Source organism: Bacillus multifaciens, assembly GCF_030756675.1.
In the GTDB taxonomy this organism is placed as follows: Bacteria; Bacillota; Bacilli; order Bacillales; family Bacillaceae_G; genus Bacillus_A; species Bacillus_A multifaciens.
Genome location: NZ_JAVBXD010000061.1, coordinates 1 through 16,287, shown reverse-complemented (window position 1 = coordinate 16,287; position 16,287 = coordinate 1). Strand labels below are relative to the sequence as shown.

15 protein-coding genes and 1 pseudogene are annotated in these 16,287 nt (G+C 32.6%); 6 read left to right on the top strand and 10 right to left on the bottom strand.

Annotation, left to right across the window (positions count from 1 at the left end; translation table 11 throughout):
- Positions 1 to 39: 39 nt before the first annotated feature.
- Positions 40 to 1,373, bottom strand: a protein-coding gene (locus Q9306_RS23200; protein ID WP_371932432.1) for an IS3 family transposase whose coding sequence is annotated in 2 segments (ribosomal slippage) — positions 40 to 990 and positions 993 to 1,373 — 1,332 coding nt in all. Because the reading frame shifts where the segments join, the coding sequence is not laid out codon by codon here.
- Between the two features lie 344 nt (positions 1,374 to 1,717).
- A complete protein-coding gene (locus Q9306_RS23195; RefSeq protein WP_098916883.1) occupies positions 1,718 to 1,834 on the bottom strand; it encodes a YjcZ family sporulation protein in 117 nt (38 codons plus the stop codon).
- 1,123 nt (positions 1,835 to 2,957) lie between these two features.
- Here Q9306_RS23195 and ycaC point away from each other — a divergent pair.
- Positions 2,958 to 3,593 carry an isochorismate family cysteine hydrolase YcaC gene (gene ycaC / locus Q9306_RS23190; protein ID WP_306202785.1) on the top strand — a complete coding sequence of 212 codons (636 nt, stop codon included), beginning with the start codon at positions 2,958 to 2,960 and terminating at the stop codon, positions 3,591 to 3,593.
- 397 nt (positions 3,594 to 3,990) lie between these two features.
- On the opposite strand, the gene Q9306_RS23185 is transcribed toward ycaC, so the two are convergent.
- The 3 genes from Q9306_RS23185 to Q9306_RS23175 form a co-directional block, all read right to left on the bottom strand.
- Complete coding sequence (locus tag Q9306_RS23185; protein ID WP_306202783.1) at positions 3,991 to 5,130, bottom strand: Ig-like domain-containing protein; 1,140 nt, start codon at positions 5,128 to 5,130, stop codon at positions 3,991 to 3,993.
- A 571-nt stretch (positions 5,131 to 5,701) separates the two neighbouring features.
- On the bottom strand, positions 5,702 to 6,730 hold the full coding sequence (gene splB / locus Q9306_RS23180) for a spore photoproduct lyase (protein WP_306202781.1): 1,029 nt from the start codon (positions 6,728 to 6,730) through the stop codon (positions 5,702 to 5,704).
- Complete coding sequence (locus Q9306_RS23175) at positions 6,727 to 6,990, bottom strand: transcriptional regulator SplA domain-containing protein (RefSeq protein ID WP_306202779.1); 264 nt, start codon at positions 6,988 to 6,990, stop codon at positions 6,727 to 6,729. The genes splB and Q9306_RS23175 overlap by 4 nt, the downstream gene beginning before the upstream one ends.
- Before the next feature lie 273 nt (positions 6,991 to 7,263).
- Between Q9306_RS23175 and Q9306_RS23170 the strand changes: the two are divergent.
- A pseudogene (locus Q9306_RS23170) lies at positions 7,264 to 7,581 on the top strand (transposase); the annotation flags it as partial.
- Here Q9306_RS23170 and Q9306_RS23165 read toward each other — a convergent pair.
- The gene (locus Q9306_RS23165; RefSeq protein WP_098916878.1) at positions 7,547 to 7,759 is read right to left on the bottom strand and encodes an alpha/beta-type small acid-soluble spore protein; all 213 of its coding nucleotides are present in this window, start codon (positions 7,757 to 7,759) and stop codon (positions 7,547 to 7,549) included. The pseudogene Q9306_RS23170 and the gene Q9306_RS23165 overlap by 35 nt on opposite strands.
- Before the next feature lie 285 nt (positions 7,760 to 8,044).
- Here Q9306_RS23165 and Q9306_RS23160 point away from each other — a divergent pair, with 285 nt between their 5' ends.
- The gene (locus Q9306_RS23160) at positions 8,045 to 8,539 is read left to right on the top strand and encodes a YndM family protein (protein WP_306202777.1); all 495 of its coding nucleotides are present in this window, start codon (positions 8,045 to 8,047) and stop codon (positions 8,537 to 8,539) included.
- 35 nt (positions 8,540 to 8,574) lie between these two features.
- On the opposite strand, the gene Q9306_RS23155 is transcribed toward Q9306_RS23160, so the two are convergent.
- A complete protein-coding gene (locus tag Q9306_RS23155) occupies positions 8,575 to 9,090 on the bottom strand; it encodes a DUF3231 family protein (protein ID WP_306202789.1) in 516 nt (171 codons plus the stop codon).
- A 313-nt stretch (positions 9,091 to 9,403) separates the two neighbouring features.
- Complete coding sequence (locus tag Q9306_RS23150; RefSeq protein WP_306202775.1) at positions 9,404 to 9,616, bottom strand: alpha/beta-type small acid-soluble spore protein; 213 nt, start codon at positions 9,614 to 9,616, stop codon at positions 9,404 to 9,406.
- A gap of 282 nt (positions 9,617 to 9,898) precedes the next feature.
- On the opposite strand from Q9306_RS23150, the gene Q9306_RS23145 reads away from it, so the two are divergent.
- Positions 9,899 to 11,032, top strand: coding sequence for a zinc-dependent alcohol dehydrogenase (locus Q9306_RS23145; protein ID WP_306202773.1), 1,134 nt, complete (start codon positions 9,899 to 9,901; stop codon positions 11,030 to 11,032).
- A gap of 1,712 nt (positions 11,033 to 12,744) precedes the next feature.
- Here the strand turns inward: Q9306_RS23145 and Q9306_RS23140 are convergent.
- Both Q9306_RS23140 and Q9306_RS23135 read right to left on the bottom strand, forming a co-directional pair.
- Complete coding sequence (locus Q9306_RS23140; RefSeq protein WP_306202771.1) at positions 12,745 to 13,197, bottom strand: spore coat protein; 453 nt, start codon at positions 13,195 to 13,197, stop codon at positions 12,745 to 12,747.
- Between the two features lie 13 nt (positions 13,198 to 13,210).
- The gene (locus Q9306_RS23135; RefSeq protein WP_306202769.1) at positions 13,211 to 13,411 is read right to left on the bottom strand and encodes a spore coat protein; all 201 of its coding nucleotides are present in this window, start codon (positions 13,409 to 13,411) and stop codon (positions 13,211 to 13,213) included.
- 603 nt (positions 13,412 to 14,014) lie between these two features.
- On the opposite strand from Q9306_RS23135, the gene Q9306_RS23130 reads away from it, so the two are divergent.
- Complete coding sequence (locus Q9306_RS23130; protein ID WP_306202767.1) at positions 14,015 to 15,316, top strand: glycosyltransferase family 2 protein; 1,302 nt, start codon at positions 14,015 to 14,017, stop codon at positions 15,314 to 15,316.
- A 93-nt stretch (positions 15,317 to 15,409) separates the two neighbouring features.
- The gene (locus Q9306_RS23125) at positions 15,410 to 16,105 is read left to right on the top strand and encodes a glycosyltransferase family 2 protein (protein WP_306202765.1); all 696 of its coding nucleotides are present in this window, start codon (positions 15,410 to 15,412) and stop codon (positions 16,103 to 16,105) included.
- Positions 16,106 to 16,287: the final 182 nt, after the last annotated feature.

Sequence of the window (16,287 nt, the reverse complement as noted above, 5' to 3'; positions counted from 1 at the left end):
TTAATCTGTACCCTTTGTAAAGGACATTTTGAAAAAAAGTTATGCAACATCAAGAAGATGATTTCTGAATTCAACAGGGGTCATCTTCTTTAAATTCCATTGGTATCTATAATGATTATAGTACGTCATATATTTCTTAATTTCATGTTTCAACTGAGTAAAAGATTCACAAGGTTTTATATGTGCTTCATCTTTGAAATGGCCAAAAAACGATTCTTGCGGGGCGTTATCCCAACAGTTTCCCCTTCTTGACATCGATTGTCCAAGTTTTAGCTTTTTGACCAATGTTTGATAGACAGGACTCGTGTAATGAACTCCTTGATCTGAATGAATAAATGCACCTTCAGCCAATTGAACTCTCTTATTCTTCTTCAGCTTGTGAAGGGGGGGTGTAACGATATCTAACGTAAGCCGTTCTGAAACATGATAGGCTAAGATTTCATTCGTGGATCCGTCTAAAATCGTAGACAAATAAGCCTTATTATTCTTACCGTAAAATAAGTAAGTGATATCTGTAAGAAGCGCCTTTCCAGAGACATTTTGTTTGAATTCCCGATTTAATAGATTCGGTACAACACGATGTTCTTGCGTTGCTTTCATCATTCGCTTATAAGAATTCGCCTTACGAATTGGACAGACAATACCGTATTTTTTCATGATTCTACGTATACGCTTTAAATTGTAGACAACTTGAAACTGACCCGCTAATGTCATTTTAATTTGACGAGCCCCTTTATTTCGATTTTTAAATCGAAGTGCTTTTAATATGATTTCTTTCGCCACTTCATCTTGGCCATTCTTTTGTTTCCGCTGTTCTTGAGATGATAAAGAGAAATAATTATAATATCCAGAACGGGAAACACCAGCTACTTTACACAAGTAACTCACCATGTTTCTTAGGTTATACTTTACGATGACAGAACGAATCAATAGGTATTTTTGACTAGGTGGTAACGTTATTCCTTTTTTATCCTCCCTTCCATAAGTTTGATCTTTTTTAACAGTTCGTTTTCAGCTTTTAGTAAGTTTCTTTCAGCTTCTAAACGTGCATATTTTTCTTCTATTGTAAGCTCTCTCTCAAGAGATCTCCCAGAGTTTTCTTTACGTGTATCCCGTAAACCAAATACACCATTTTCTCTATAAGCGGCACGCCATCTGCTTCCTGCTGACATAACACGCTTTATTCCAATTACATCTATATCAAAACCACATTCTTCAAAAATGTCTCGAGGTAACTTTCCTTTTTCATTTTCTTCAATAAAAATACGTTTAAATCCGTCCGTATAAGTAATTCCTTTCTCACTCACTGATTTTACGTATGGATTCCTCGATAAAGCTTGAACTTCTTTTTCTGTAAATAATTTTTTCGTCATTTTGAAATTGCTCCGATTCGAATTTTTCTCTTATTATACAAGAAATACCCTATAGAACAGACTTTTTTTAAAGTGTCTATTCTATAGGGTACATTTTATCGAATCCCTCCTTATTTTTTGTAAACATTATTGGAATTAAATAGAATTATCAAGGTAATTGAGATATTATTTCAGGAATTTTACCATATCTCCATTAATCTAAAAAACAAACTAACTGAAAACAATACAATCAAGTGATTTATACACAATATTCCTTCCTGAAGCTGCATAAAATCTTAAGTTGATGGATATGTGGCGGGACCCAAATAAGAAAAAACACTCAAATTGAGTGCCTTTTCTTAGCATCAGCAGCCAAACCCACCTCCAAAACAACTACAACCGATTATGATTAATAAGATAAATAACACAATCAGTAAGGCGAATCCGCCGCCGAAGCCACAACAACCAGCTCCAAAACCCATAATATATTCCTCCTTATTAATAAGGAAACAAACAATGGTAGATACGGTTACAGATATTTCAGCGGATTTACATTACAGTATGTGGCATGTAACTAAAGAGTTCCCGTACATGAAAACCTTTCTTTAGTAATTTCTTAATGTTAAAAACGGCTTATGAATTAATGAAGAAGCATATTTTATATACAAAAACATAAGAAAAGAGCACTGTTTTATAAGTGCCCTTTTTAAGGAAGGTGCATGAGAAAAAAATAAGGTTTGAAAAGAAATGCATTTAGTCAAAGCATAATATAATTGATGTTTTTTTTATTCAGATGTGTGGGAAAACTGAATAAAAGTTGTCTAAATAAAAAAAGGAGCAGCTAGCAAAGGATAACTACACCTATAAAAGAAGAGTATACAAGAATAGCTATGGCTACAGAATAGCTTATTCATATTATGTGTTAATGGTGAACTATTATACAAAAATAAGAAAAGAGCACTATTTATAGTGAGGGATACTATAGGAAAACAATAAGGATTGAAAAAATGTCCGCTTAACCAAGGGTTAATATAATCTATGCTGGTTTTTATTAAATGTGTGGGTGAATTAAAAAACTTGCCCAATTTAAACGAAAAAATGGTGCCGTATAAGCGGCACTATTATTAGAGCGGAGTCTGTTATGATAAAAGGAATCACCATATAATATATTCTCATCTCATATAAAGGTGAAAAGGCATCTTAAGTTAGAGAGCAGCCAGCAAAAGTCAACTGCTCTCTAAAAAGGGTTAAGAGAAAGAAAAATGGATTAAAGCTGTTAAACAGCTTATCTGTAGTGTATGTTGATGTTGGAGTTTTATACAAAAACGCCATCCTTTCTGTATATTTCTACAAAAAGAATAGCGCTTTTTTCGTTATATAGATACAAAATTATCTTAGCTTGATGGTGATGTGGCGAGACCGCCTTTATATCTCTAAGAAACCTTTTTGAATCGAATTCCCCCAAAAAAAATTGTGGAAAATAAAACGTCGTCAACAATTTTACCTATTTATTACATTTTTAACAATACTTATAATAATAAATTAAATTTAGTATCATTATAAATGGGCCTTTGCCCACCAAATTAATTAAAGGAGGATTACATAATGTCTGATCTCTATTCTCGTCTTTCGAAAGATGACGCTGTCGTTCTACTTGTAGATCATCAAACTGGTCTTATTGCTGGTTTAGTACGTGACTATAGTGTCGATGAGTTCAAGAACAATGTTATGGCTCTTGCTAATACTGCTAATTTTTTTGATTTACCGGTTATTTTAACAACAAGCTTTGAAAATGGACCTAACGGGCCACTAATGCAAGAATTAGTTGAACTCTTCCCTGATGCACCAAAAATAGCTCGTCCTGGACAAATCAATGCTTGGGACAATGAAGAATTTGTAAAAGCGATTGAAAGAACGGGCAAAAAACAACTAATCATCGCAGGTGTGGTTACAGATGTTTGCGTGGCATTCCCAGCATTATCTGCCATAAAAGCAGGATATGAAGTGTTCGTTGTAACCGATGCATCAGGAACTTTCAGTCAACAAGTTGCCAATGCTGCTCTTACACGCATGGCGCATGGAGGGGCTCAGTTAATGAACTGGTTTAGCATTGCATGCGAATTACAACGTGACTGGAGAAATGACGTTGAAGGATTTGGAGACTTACTTGCTAAACATCTTCCTAGTTATCAAAATATTATTGGAAGCTATAGGAGCGCTCAACGAGAGCTTATCAAATAAGAACAAAGTGAGACCTATCTATAAATTTAGATAGGTCTCACCTTATTACGTTATGTTAACTTAATGTGTATATGATATGCATTAAATTAGAAGCATAGTAACATCCCTCCCAGTAAAGTATCTTTAAGGGATTCTGTGAAATGACATACAACGCGCTCTTATATTGTAAAATTTTTTCTTGCATTCTATCATAATTAATAACCTATCTGATCGTTTTAATAGACTTTGTATATTCTATAAAGAATATCAATTAAGAGGAACTATACTAGCTGTTATCACCTCCATCACTATAGAAATTCGACCTTGGAACATTGTTCTTCACGGCATTTCGAAAAAAATAAAAAAGACCCGACCGTTTTTTGGTCAAGTCCTGTATTAAATTACAAACCACTTCCCTTTAAGCACCAGGAATAGTTGGAACCAAATTCTGAACGACTTTGACGAGATTATTTGCAATATCTTGTTGTTGAGATGTAAGTGTACCAGATCCCTCAGTGAATACTGTAACGCAGATTGGACAAGCTTCGATATGAATGCCCAATAGGTTAATAGCTAGACCACCTGGTATATCCACAGTAAGAATCGATGTGGAACCTTCAGGAGGAGTACAGGTTTGACAGTTGGTTTCAAGAGCCATAGAGTTACCTTCTTTCTTGATAGAGTTAATATATAAATATGTTCGAAGATACTCAAAGGACAAAGGTATTTGTACAAGTGTCGAAAATTGTGTTAGTGACTCAGATTCCCCCCCAATGAAATCAAATCCTTCAAGAGATGTTACAATTGTTGGATTAGTGTAAGCATTGTGTACAATGAAAATTCCGCCAAGTTTGACGAATTCATCAATGATTCCTCCTGGTTGCATCATTGCCATGACGTCCAGATCAGTAATATTCCCTTGAACTCCGATCCAAACACACCAGTAATCCGCTGCCAATTGTTCACCTGTAGTGTATTGATTTTTGATAATTAATGGAGATATTTGCACAACAGTATATTTAGTGAGTGACCAAAGCTGTTTGGCAAAATCATAGGAAGCAACACCATTCTCAAGCAGTAAGACGCCCTTACCAAAGCCGAAGGTTCTGCCAGGACAATTCATACTGATCGTCTCAGTCATAGAAACTGTTTTATTTATATCCAACGTACAATCATTGGATTCCTTTAAAATTGTCATTTGAACCACTGGTTTAACAACGGTGAGAGAACTATCCGAACTCATGATTCCATCTAATCTTGCAAAAATTTGAGCTTCCCCAGTATCAATTGCTGTAGTCAAACCTTTTGTTTCTTTCTCATTTGAAACTATTGCGCTTGAAGGACTGCTAGAGTACCACTCGACAAGATTTGTAATGTCTCTAGTTGATTTGTCAGAATACGTGCCTGTCGCAGTAAACTGATGGCTCAAACCTGAACAAAGAGATAAAATCTTAGGATCTATCTTGATGGAAACCAAGACAGATTTTCTTTTTTTGTAACATTCTTTCTCTCTTGTGATAAACAGAATAGGGGGATTAAATTGATGGGAAGTGTTCACTTGTGTTAACCTCACTTTCTTTATCAATACATTTAATCAATATATGCTGTATACAGAACTCGGTTTGGGCTTAATCGTTCTCCAGATTATCAGAAGATCGTTCTAGTTCATGTTAATTTGAAACTATTCACTTCCGGTAACGAGAATTATGTCATCAACGCTTACAATAAGATAGCAAAATGAAAAAAAGTAAAATTACGTTTAGCGGATACTTCAAAACCTTAAGTTAATGGGCGTGGCCTCACCATATCAAAAAAAGAAAATTGTACGTTATGACACAATTTAGACGTATTTAAGTCAATATCCTGTACGCTAAGGGTAAAATAGACCCAAGGAAAGCGTTGCAAGAATTAACATGTATGCAACATAGAAGAGGACAAACCTACATTGCCCCTGGTTACAGCGGCGCTGGTACTGAACCTATTAAGTCAGAGAAAGGCACTCATTGGAGTGCTTTTTCGTTTTGGGGAACAAAGAATTTCTTAACTTAATGGCAATACCTTAATAGGTCATAGTGGAGAATAAAAGCAAGGCTTTGAATCATTTTTACACGTACCTCAGCTGTACCTAATTATGTGAAATATTCCAATTTTGCATTTGGAAAGAATTTTTTCATATAAGAATAAAGATGCTTTTTTATATCCTCTTCTTCTTCTTTTTGATAAATATATTTACCAATCCCATATTTCCCCCATTTATATCTTCTTCTCTCTTCATCTAATTCTAATTTTGTCATAGGGTAGTTTTTTTCAATTACCCTCTTAGCAGGCTTTGTAAAACGATGCTGAATAAATTCAAATGTAATATCATCTCTTACATCAAGAGGTAATTCAGCATCGAGACGTTCAAACATATGATAGTAACCCTCCTGCCAACCTTCATGAAGATAGATAGGAGCCACTATGAACCCTAACGGGTATCCTGCTCTGGCTACTTTTCCGGCTGCTTCAATCCTTTTAGCTAACGGGGAAGTACCTGGCTCAAAGTTTTTAATAACGTAATCAGCGTTTATACTAAACCGAAATCTTGTTTTTCCATTATGTTTTGCATCAAGCAAATGATCTACATGATGAAATTTTGTAACAAATCTCAGCTTTCCATATTCTGATTCTCCAAAATGCTCAATTGCATATTTAAGAGTATGAGTTAAGTAATCAATTCCTACAATATCTGATGTACACGAAGCTTCAAATCTTGTCAATTCAGGTACGCGGGCCTCCATATATTTGTCAGCAGTTTCTAGAATTTCGTCAACATTTACATAAGTTCGGATATATGGCTTGCTTCCCATCGTTGTCTGTAAATAACAATAATGACAATGTCCCATACACCCTGTTGCAAAGGGAATAGCATACTCTGCTGAAGGCTTTGAAGTATCAAATTTCAGTGTTTTTCTAACACCAACGACAAGAGTAGATTTTGCTACTCGATACTTTTGAAAATCGTTTTCGCCTGGCAGGTCTCTCACTTGATTATGGGAAGTAGTATAACGAATTTCAACATCCATACTTGAAAATTTTTCATAAAGCTCTCTCCCTAATGGATAATCTAATGCTTTAGGTTCAAAGTATACAAGTTTAGGCATAAACAGGTTATTCATTCTAACATCCCTTCTGAAACATCCCCATAATAGTAGGTATAGGCTTGGTTTGCCTCTTCTTCAGTAGAATAAACAGCCATCTCATTTGTTAGTGGATAATAAGTTTCATAAAGAAATAATGCTAATTCATTTGGTCTCTCAGGATTATTGACAACTGCTGCAGCTTGTATATTTGCTACGTCCTGAGTGTGGGGGTTTCGATAAAAAATATAAACAATATCTCCAGCATGATAAATATTACCTTTATTAGAAGACTCCATTTTATCACCTTTTCTTTTTATAAAATTTAATGTGCAAAGTTATACATTATAAATTTTTTCCTATAGTGCATAAAAATATGTCTTCTTTTATCAAGAGGAAATTGGATTCTACTAATTACAATCCTATTTGAGGTGGGCTGAATAGAAAAACAATCTTTATTTTAAATTACATTTATAATGCAACCTATGAAGCAATTTGTTTAGAGTTAGTATAGTCATATGGACACAACTTAGTTAAGTCCTTACAATGGGTTTCAAGGAGGAAGTGTCCGTATGACAAATAAGAAATTTAATGAAAAGTTTAAAAAAATGGTTGTTGAGTTATATCATTCAGGACAACCTGTCAAACAATTAAGCAGCGAGTATGGCGTATCAGAAGTAACCGTTTACAAATAGATGAAAATATATTCTCCTATCACATCAATTGATGAAGATGAAATAACACTAGAAAATCTAAAACGAATGAAAAAAGAAATGCTTCGTCTAAAAGAAGAAAATGAAATTTTAAAAAAGGAGAGACGCTGTGTCTCTCCTTTTTATCCATGCATATTTAAAGTTAACGATGAACTCCACCGCCAAGTTGTTGTTCAGCCATTGCTACTAGACGTTTTGTGATTTCGCCACCAACAGAACCGTTTGCACGAGCTGTTGCGTCTGCACCAAGTTGTACGCCAAATTCTTGTGCGATTTCATATTTCATTTGATCGATTGCATTCTCAGCACCGTGAACTAATAGTTCGTTACGACTTCCGCTATTATTGTTTGTCATATTGTATCACCTCCTATATTTTTAATATGATAAAAAGTAATTGAAAATAAATATTCCTTTTTTTGTTATCAATTTTTTAGCTTATTAAAGCATAAATAATACATATATTTCACAAAATAATATTGTCTAGGAGAGCGAAATAAAAAGTGTTTGCCATAGGAGTATCATGTATGAAACAGTCCTCCAGAACACGATGAAAATAGGTTGTGCTTTATGAAGGCACAGCCTATTTTTTTATTAAGGACTTTTCTCCTACATAAAAGTTAAAAGAATGGAGAAATACAAATGAAACATATTGTTGCTTTGTTAATTAAATACACAGCTATTAGTGCTGTATTATTGATGATACTAGGCATTTTCCAAGGTATTTCAATTCCAAGAATATTATTTCTTTCATTGGTAATTACCGGAGGGTCTTATTTAATAGGAGATTTATTTATTTTACCTAAGTATGGAAACATGGTGGCTACCATTGTTGATTGGGGTTTGAATTTTGTAGGAATTTGGGTATTAACGTATCTTATAAAAGATATAGTCCTAGCTCGTAATATTGGAGCATCTGCTTTTTTTGCAGCTTTTCTTATCAGTGTGGCAGAAATATTCTTTCATATCTATATGAAGAAAGTTGTTTTACATGAAGATGAGGATTCACGAGAATCCACTAATATGAGTCATAATAAATATGCTATGGAGATTTCTGACGAGTATGTAGACTATTCTAAAATAAACAAGGTTCATCTATCTAGAAAAGTGGAGGATGGAACTAATAAATTGAAATAAAAAAGTGACTTTCAGCCACTTTTTTATTTTTATAATTAAGCTTGTTCAGAATTTCGGACATGTAATGGTGGAGGAACTATCCACCCCTTCTTCTTGCTTAAACGTAGTAAAGTTACTCCTGCTTGTGCTTTCTTCATGTGAAATTGTCCAAAAAGCATGCCTACATCTTCTCGAAGGCATTTTCCCATTACTTGACTACAAGTTACTAGTCCTGCTGCAAGACCTGCTGCAACAGTTGCTACGATTTCAGCATCGTTGATGCGTGCACCAGGAGGAATGTCTTCAATAGAAGCAATCGGTCTTTCAGGAGGCGCTGGTGGTAAAGCCACTCCATTTACCTTTAAAAGGGTTTTTAGCTCTTCTATTTCAGGAGTCATATCATTCTCAATTAAGTTTTGTAAAAACTTTTTTAAATCTTCATCACCTGTGTGATTCATAAATACTTGATGTCCGGCAACAGCCCCTTGTGCGGCAAGAAGATAACTCCAAATATCAAATACTTCTCCATAATGTAAAGGTTCATTTTGAGGATTTCCACTTAATACACCCATTTTAAAAAGCCTCCCTTTCGAAAATATCATCATAAGTATATTTTTCAATATTGAAAAGAAATTTTTAAGTACGTTTTTTCCTACAAAGAACTTTTTATCATGCATGGGAAACACCTTCCCAATAATGTGTGTTTGTAGTCTAGTAAAGAAATTTGCAAACAAAATACCCAAAGATTATTATGGAAGATTATCAATAATCTTTGAGTGAAAACTTTTTTGCTATGAGGATTTATTTTTAAAATAAATACACATAAGAAATTGTTTTAAATATCTGCTACGACTTATACCAATTCACTCTTATTTATAGTTAAAATTAGCGATTAATTCCACCGCCAAGCTGTTGTTCAGCCATTGCAACTAAACGTTTTGTGATTTCACCACCAACAGAACCGTTTGCACGAGCTGTTGTGTCTGCACCAAGTTGTACACCAAACTCTTGTGCAATTTCATACTTCATCTGATCAATTGCATTCTCAGCGCCTCGAACTAATAATTCATTACGACTTCCGCTATTATTTTTTGCCATATTGTATCACCTCCTATGTTTTTAATATGCTACGAATCATAAAAAAATAATTATTCCTTTTTATGGTAATTTAGTTTCTTTTTATTATGAATAAATATTGATTTTCTTCTTAAAATAAGGCTAGGGAAAGAAGGGGTTATGAAATACTTTCATACAATGTTATATATTCCTCCAAATTTATTTCTAATCTCCCTTTAATAACTAAAAAAATAATTGCTGTAGTCCAAAGAGATAAATATAAAGTATATTTTGAAAAAATGTTAAAAAAGGAGACATGTAATTATGAAAGCTGTAACCTATCAAGGGCCCAATCAGGTACAGGTTGAACAAGTTGAGGATGCAAGATTAGAAAAAAAAGATGATATTCTTGTAAAAATTACTTCGACCGCTATTTGTGGATCTGACTTACATTTATATCAAGGTAACATGCCTTTACCCCAAGGATACATTATTGGGCATGAACCGATGGGAATTGTTGAAGAGGTGGGACCTGATGTCACTAAAGTAAAAAAAGGAGATCGTGTTGTTATCCCCTTTAATGTTGCTTGCGGGCATTGTTTTTATTGCCAACATGAAATGGAAAGTCAATGTGATAACTCAAATCCTCATTATGATTCTGGTGGATACTTTGGTTATACAGAGAAATTTGGTAACCATCCAGGTGGACAAGCTGAATATTTGAAAGTTCCTTTTGGGAACTTTACTCCCTTTGTTATACCGGAATCATGCGAACTTGAGGATGAATCCCTGCTTTTTTTATCTGATGTTTTACCGACCGCTTATTGGAGTGTAATAAATGCAGGTGTAAAGTCAGGTGACACTGTTATCATACTTGGCTGTGGACCTGTTGGATTGATGACACAAAAATTTGCTTGGATGAAAGGTGCTAAGCGTGTAATTGCAGTTGATTACTTAGATTATCGGATAAATTATGCAAAAAAGATTAACAATGTTGAGGTATTTGAGTTTACAAAGTATCCCGATATGGGAGAACATTTAAAAGAAATTACACATGGAGGAGCGGATGTGGTCATTGATTGTGTAGGCATGGATGGAAAGAAATCACCTCTAGAATTTCTTGAACAAAAACTAAAATTACAAGGGGGAACTCTCGGTCCTATTCAAATTGCTACAAAAGCTGTACGAAAATATGGAACTGTCCAAATGACAGGTGTTTATGGTGGCAACTATAATGCATTTCCACTCGGTGAATTTTGGGTTAGGAATATTAACCTTAGAATGGGTCAAGCACCTGTCATTCATTTTATGCCTGAACTGTTTGAAAAAATAACAAAAAATGAGTTTGATCCAAAAGAGATCATTACACACAAAATCCCTCTGGAAGAAGCGAGCTACGGTTATCAAATTTTTAATAACCGTGAAGACAATTGTATAAAAGTTATTTTGAAACCTTAAAGCTACATTCCTTTCTAATCGATTATTTTTAATGCTGAAGATAAGATTAAATTCTAAGATCTTATCTTTTTTACTTTAAAAAATAAAAGATTAAAAAATAAAGGTGAACAGGGATAGTTAAGTTTTTCGGTTCTGGTACAAACTTCAAAATATATAAAACTAGTCTAGTAAACTCGGACATACTGATAGGACTACTCTATAAAAAGTGTGTAATCAGTATTGGGTAGTACCACATCACACTCAAGCTAAGAACAGCAAATACCCCAAAACGAGAAAATTGACATCTCTAGGTGAAAAAGTACATTTTTTTGTTTTTGGGGGCATTATAAAATTCTTAAGTTGATGGGTATGGGCTGGGTCAATTTCCGATGCGAAAAGTGGGTCAGTTTTCATTGTAAATCTACAAATTTCTTTTCCAAAACCAATATATTACTATGTATATACAAAAGCATGGCATAAGATTGCCATGCTTTTTCTTCCATTAAAATACTTCTCTTACATCATTATTTTTCTAGTATAATAACACAAAATTTTATTAATTTCATAATACTGTTCTTTTTTATACTAGTTTTCAACAATACAAACAATTCCCGTTATCCAGTAGCGAACTTTTTTCCTTTGGACACATTTTGTCAAAAGGGAAAAAAGTTCGCTACTGACAAATCGCATAAGAATGGCATTCTTTAAGTTAATTGCACACTTTTTTACCTTTTTTGTTAATAATTTCACAAAAATAATTATTGAGCTTAATAAAACCAATTGAATTCATTAGTCAACTGTGATTTGCAAAAAAGTTTGTTCGGAAATAATCCCCGAATGTCTATTTATTAGCGTAGCTAATTAGAGAGTTTTGAAAAAAGACTGAACAAATTAGATTCTTCCACAACAAATTGTGAACGCCAAATAAATTTTACAGTTTTCGCTAATATGAACTTTACACTTTTAGCCACATTTGTCGCCCACTTTATTTGGAGAAGCAGGTATGATAGCCTTGTAGCAACAGCCATGGTTCTTTTATTACCAAGGATTCAATGCTGTTTATCATACCTGTCAATGCTCCATGTCAAGTGGGCTATGTGCAATCTAAAGTGTAAAAGGGAACTTAGCAGAAAGTGTAAAATTCGTCTTGACGGTTACACAAATCTACATTCAATTTTTATATAAAAGTTTAATCAAAATTGAATGTAGATTTTTATCAATATATAAAAGGAATCAAAAACCTAATCTTTTTATATTCTGATAAACTTTATTCAAAACGCTACGATTTTATTTCAAATCCACATCAACATACCCTTCATGTTTTATTACAAAATATTTATATACTAAAATTAATACGAATGCACAATGTAGTATATTTTAGGGCTATTTGAAGTTTACTTTTATACGAACATACAAAAAGAAAGCCAATGATTCTTCCTATAATAATTGAAGTTTAAAATGCCTATTTCCCCCCTAAGTAGGCATTTATTTGAATTTGAATTAACAGTATCCTTATTAAACTCTATCCATTTAGTTTAATAAGGATACTGTTATAAATTTCTATTATGATGTTAATAATATATTCACTCTAAATAAATAGAAAAACCTTTCTTTGTATGTGATATGTTTACAAAGGTTTAGTTAGTCTAACAAAGCTTCAAGTAAAAACCCCAATAGGAGGGGAATTGGGGAAATGTTTTATTCACACTCTTGCTAGGAAAGTTAAATTATCTTTATAAAATATTTAATTTAACTAATAAAGCTAGTAAAATTTGAAGAAGGATTTGAATATTTACTGCTATATCAGTATCTGTAGTAGTTACTGAAACATTTCTAGAATTTTTAATAACAGTACGTTGTTTATTAACTTGTGAAATAGCTGATTTTTGAAAAAGCTCTTGTGCAATTTTATCAGCTTTTTCGCTATCTGCAATAGATATGCTTAAAATAGCAACAATAGCTGCTTGTAATGAGGCTTGAATTGATAGTGCCACTTTTGTATCTGTTGTAGTAACTTGAACATCAGCGGAATCAACAATCGAAATATATTCTTCAGATAATTGATAAATTTTATTTTTTTGCTTAGCTTCTTCTGAAATTGTTGGATCGTAGAATGATGGATGAGGCTTTGAAGAATCTAGTGCGTTCCACTTTTTATCTTGGTTTGGATACCAAACTCCGGTCATAAACTCTCTCCTTTTAGTCTAAAATGTTATTAATTTGATTTTGTAATTCAGAAAAGATTTTTTTGATTTGTTCTTTTTTCTCTGCGGGCAATTTTTTTAGAGATGAATCTGTTATATCATTTCTATTTAAAATATCTGAAAGTACTATATTGATTATTTCGTTCTTTTGTTTTCCCTTAAGTGTTGAAGAAATCAAATTTTTTAAATCATCCATTCCAATATCCCTCCAAATTGGTTTAAATTATTAGTTAGTATTATCTAACTGGAATCATTATATGAAATAGAGTAGATATGGTTTGGACAAGTATCATTTTTTTAAAATTTTCACAATATTTTTTAGTAAATAATAGATTACATTGGTCTTCTTTCCACAATTTTGTAGAAAGGATTTTTCGATAGCTGATTTTAACTTATCCCAACATTAAGAATCGATATTCTCATGTAATTTCAATAATAGTATCTATTCTAGATAAGCTATAAGTTAGTTACAGTTATTCACAATATTTCCGCTTATATATAAAGGTTTCGTGGTATGCCTCCTTTAGGCATGATAATGAGAGCTTCAGTTTTTTTACTATAAACAAGGGCCTAGAAATTTATATAAAAATTAATAAATAAAGAGAAGATAAATACATGAGAAATATTCATATATAAGTGTACACAAAAATTATACATTATTTAGAGAAAAGAATTGTATTGCTACAGTCGAAAGATTTTAGGTTATAAAAAATGCTTTTGCCTAAGTGATTGTCCAATCTTTTCTTCTTTTTTTGCATTAACTGATAGTAGTGATAGTGTGCAAAGGAGTGAGAATAAATTGGAAAATAAAAGGTTTGAAACTAAATCTCAGGAGCTTATGGAAGAAAAAGAGTCGAATCTTCCTAATCAAAATAAAAAGGAACTAATTAAAGATCATGATATAAAAGTTAGTATTATCATTCCTTCTTATAATAAATATCCCCTAAATTTATTAACTTTATATTCTTTAAATAAACAAACATTCGACCTTTCAAAAATGGAAGTCCTCTTCATTGACGATGCCTCCACTGATCAAACCTTACAGATATTACAAAAACATCAATTTTCTTATCATTTTAGGTATATTAAATGTAAACGAAATATTGGTAGAGCAAAAGTTCGAAATATTGGTATTAAATATTCAAGAGGGGAAATTCTTATATTTTTAGATGCAGAAATGATTACAGAGCCTGAATTTGTTGAAAATCATTTTAAGTATCATCAATTAATGGATAACTTGGTTTTATCAGGAGGTATGTATTATAACGCGGTATATTCTTGTATATTCCCGGAATTTGATCGCGAACAAATAAAAGAAATATACACCATGACAAGAAACAACCAAGTGCTTTACGATCGAATTGAAAACTATAAACATTCCAACATTATTGCTTCATATCCGTTATTAGAAAGAAAAGATATTGATACCAAGCTTTATAGAGAATTAAAAGTTAAGACCCCTTCATCATATTGGTATAATATAATACTAAAAAATTTTGATGCGCAATTAAATGGGTTTCATTTCCCGTGGATGGCTTTTTTAACCGGAAACGTTTCCTTACGTAAAAAATTAATTGAGCAAGTGGGAAAGTTTGATGATGATTTTATAAATTATGGTTATGAAGACTGGGAGTTAGGATATCGCTTATATAAGGCTGGAGCTAAATATTTAGCTAGTAAGACTGTTGCAGCTTATCATCAAGAGCATCCTGTTGGAGAGAACAGATGGCAAGAAGCGATGAGAAATTACCACTTATTCACGCTAAAACATCCTGACGTGGACGTTCTTATCCTTGGCTTAGAGCTTGCTCGAATTACAGATTTATTAATGATGAACAAAGTATTAGGCGAGTATAAGTTACTTGTTCAAAATCATCCAAATGAGTCACTATCTTTTCAAAAAAAGTTCATTGAAATTCTAAAAACTATTGTACTTTTGTTAAAGATCGATATTCGACATATAGACATATTAAACGCAGTAGGTTTTGACTTAGATCAAAGAAATGAGCTTTTATCTGATGTCAATAAAATAAAAAAATTAAAAGAGTATAACAACTTGATTTATATTGTAGAAAAAATTATTGGTCCAAAATTAAAATAGAGAGGGTTCCCTGGAAAATGCAGAATTTTAAATCTTTATTTTATTACCCTTTCTTTGACTAAGTTATATATTATGTTAGGAGTGGAAAAGTAAATGGTTTCAGTCATTACTTGTACAATAAGAGAGGAGTATATAGAGAACGTTTTCAAAAACTATGAACAGCAACTATGGAAAGATAAAGAATTAATTATTATTTTAAATAAGGATACTATGAATTTAAGTAAATGGAAAAAGAAAGCTGAAGATTATCATAATGTTAGTGTATTTCAGCTACATGAACAGGCAACTTTAGGTGATTGTTTAAATTTCGGAGTGGAGAAATCTAAGTATGATTATATAGCTAAATTTGATGATGATGATTACTATGGCCCATACTACCTAGCTCATGCGATGCCCGAATTTAATAATAAAGATATTGCTATTTTAGGTAAAAGCTCTTATTATGTTTATTTTAATAATAAAAAAGCTTTGATGTTGGTATCAAATACAGAAAAAGCCTTTACTGATTCTGTAGCAGGAGCTACACTAATCTTTAAAAAAGACGTATTCAAAAAAATTCAATTTGAAAAAGTAAATAGAGCTGAAGATTATTTTTTTATAGACACCTGTAAAAGGAATGGCTTTAAAGTCTATTCTACTGATAGACATAATTTTGCTGTTATACGTCATGACACCAATAAACACACATGGAAAGTATCTGACGAAGACTATATGCAGTGGGGGGAAATTATCGCTTATACGGATGATTTTCAATCATTTGTTGAACGATCTAAATTTCCATATAAGTAATCTTTCGGGATAGTGGCATGGTTCCTATTACGTAAAGCAACTCCAAAATATACAATAAAAGTTAATTTTGGAGTTGCTTTACGTTAATCTGTACCCTTTGTAAAGGACATTTTGAAAAAAAGTTATGCAACATCAAGAAGATGATTTCTGAATTCAACAGGGGTCATCTTCTTTAAATTCCA

Bases quoted from the DNA above. Each gene is read 5' to 3' on its own strand.
- Q9306_RS23155 (WP_306202789.1), bottom strand. From the start codon at position 9,090: ATGGGTGTATTAAGTGGAAATCCTCAAAATGAACCTTTACATTATGGA.
- Q9306_RS23160 (WP_306202777.1), top strand. From the start codon at position 8,045: ATGAAACATATTGTTGCTTTGTTAATTAAATACACAGCTATTAGTGCT.
- splB (WP_306202781.1), bottom strand. From the start codon at position 6,730: ATGAATAACCTGTTTATGCCTAAACTTGTATACTTTGAACCTAAAGCA.
- Q9306_RS23150 (WP_306202775.1), bottom strand. From the start codon at position 9,616: ATGGCAAAAAATAATAGCGGAAGTCGTAATGAATTATTAGTTCGAGGC.
- Q9306_RS23175 (WP_306202779.1), bottom strand. From the start codon at position 6,990: ATGGAGTCTTCTAATAAAGGTAATATTTATCATGCTGGAGATATTGTT.
- ycaC (WP_306202785.1), top strand. From the start codon at position 2,958: ATGTCTGATCTCTATTCTCGTCTTTCGAAAGATGACGCTGTCGTTCTA.
- Q9306_RS23125 (WP_306202765.1), top strand. From the start codon at position 15,410: ATGGTTTCAGTCATTACTTGTACAATAAGAGAGGAGTATATAGAGAAC.
- Q9306_RS23195 (WP_098916883.1), bottom strand. From the start codon at position 1,834: ATGGGTTTTGGAGCTGGTTGTTGTGGCTTCGGCGGCGGATTCGCCTTA.
- Q9306_RS23140 (WP_306202771.1), bottom strand. From the start codon at position 13,197: ATGACCGGAGTTTGGTATCCAAACCAAGATAAAAAGTGGAACGCACTA.
- Q9306_RS23165 (WP_098916878.1), bottom strand. From the start codon at position 7,759: ATGACAAACAATAATAGCGGAAGTCGTAACGAACTATTAGTTCACGGT.
- Q9306_RS23145 (WP_306202773.1), top strand. From the start codon at position 9,899: ATGAAAGCTGTAACCTATCAAGGGCCCAATCAGGTACAGGTTGAACAA.
- Q9306_RS23135 (WP_306202769.1), bottom strand. From the start codon at position 13,411: ATGGATGATTTAAAAAATTTGATTTCTTCAACACTTAAGGGAAAACAA.